Origin of the sequence: Novosphingobium guangzhouense (assembly GCF_002896965.1) — a bacterium.
Taxonomy (GTDB): Bacteria; Pseudomonadota; Alphaproteobacteria; order Sphingomonadales; family Sphingomonadaceae; genus Novosphingobium; species Novosphingobium guangzhouense.
This window is the reverse complement of record NZ_LYMM01000110.1, coordinates 1-1,653: the sequence shown is the minus strand read 5'-3', so window position 1 is coordinate 1,653 and position 1,653 is coordinate 1. Positions and strand designations below refer to the sequence as shown.

The following is a 1,653-nucleotide window of genomic DNA, read 5'->3' as shown; positions in this document are numbered from 1 at the left end:
CTCGCTAATTTGGCAGCAGATTTCTTGGCAGAACGTTCAGGAGGTCTGGTCGAAAGCCGTTCGTAAGTAAGACCGCTTTCGGCAGTTAGGCTCTCAGAACCGGACATTCCGCAAACCACCGCGACTTCGTCATAGAGTATAATGACGCACGCACCCAATAGTAGCCGTTCTTTCAGCTGTGTCGCTCCGCAACGACAATGAGGGAGATCAGCGCGGGAATGAAGAAGGCGGGGAATGCAAGCCAATCCAAACTGCCGTAGCCCAAACGATCCAACGCCAATTGCCCTAAAAGCATCGCGCAGAGAGTTGGCAGGATGACAGCCCCGATCACGGCGAAGCCCTTCCAATGCCGGGGGATGTAGCTCAGCCCCACCTTATAGAACCAAATTTCGCGCTCCAAGATCACCTCGCTATGCCCACTCCCCCGTATGATAGCACCGGAAGCCGTAAGACCGCAAACCACCCATAGCCGCCGCTAGGAAATTGGCTGAGCTTGTAAGTCAGCCACCTGAAGCCCGCACTTATTTTGAATGGCTCGATTCACCTTCCGCATCGTCGGGATGAACCGATCAATCTCCGCCTGAGATATAGCCTCCCCGATCCGACTGAGGGTGTTGGTGTAGTCCCAGCCATCCGCAGTTTGATTGATCTGAAGGATATAACTTCGCGCTTCGCCATATGTCCAAACGTGCGTGATTGTTCGCGTCTTGCGTTGTTTCGGCAAAATCTCGACTGAGTTATGCTGATCGGTCTGATAAACAAAATGACCCGCTTCGGGGATGCTCCCAAGTGCTGCGTTGACGCAACTTATCTCAACGGGGCCTCGCATGGACGAATGGCTCTGGACGCCATTGAGACGGTCGCATCCGATCAACAAGAGCGTGATGCCGATAGCGAATAAGCCAATCCTCATTTGGGAAGCTTAGCCGGGGTCAGACGGCAGCCGCAATGACTGGTTCCCACCCATCATAGCCTTTTCGGGGGCCGATCGCATCGCTTAGCGAGGTAAAGCCGCCCGACCGGTTTCAGGCGGTTCAAATCCGCAGCTTTAGCGGCGATGATGGGTGGATTGCGGACGTCAGTCGATTAACGCTGTCGCTGGATTTCCAGCAGACGCTTGACCAGCATGAACGGGAACAACGTCACCGCTGCCCACGCCGCGAGAAATAGTGGAGTGAACGCCAAGTAGGCCCACCAATCCCCAAACTCGTAGGCTATGTCGGCAGAATAGGCAGCGGTGAACCACGACGCGAACCATAGGGGAGCAAGCCAGATCGTCGCGATCAGTGACGTCCTTATCGTGCTCCTGCCGAGACAGCCCAGAAGAGCCGACGCTACGGTGGCGACCAAGCCAATCGTGTAAGCTGTAGACATAGCCGGAGGCTACTCTGCCGCCCCAATGACCACAATGGGGCGTATCCAGTCAGGCTGCATTTCTTCCAGAGCGGCGGGCACAGGACAGGCCGCTATGAAGCACAGCTTTTGGCCGCCCGAGCGGCCAAAAGGGACGCACTTCGCTGAGCGCGCATCAAAATGCAGGGGGATAGCGCCCGCCTGCCCGCAACCGCGACATGGCCGTCATGGCCGATCCCACTTTCACCGCTGTCGATCTCTCGCGCCTGCCCGCGCCGGACATCATCGAGACGCTCGACT

The 1,653-nt window shown here is 56.9% G+C and carries 1 protein-coding gene; it reads right to left on the bottom strand.

The genetic code is table 11. The annotated features are described in order from the left end of the window. Nucleotides 1-172: 172 nt before the first annotated feature. Entirely contained in the window at nt 173-400 is a 228-nt protein-coding gene (locus A8V01_RS27950; RefSeq protein ID WP_103099509.1) for a hypothetical protein, read from the bottom strand. Between the last annotated feature and the right edge of the window lie 1,253 nt (nt 401-1,653).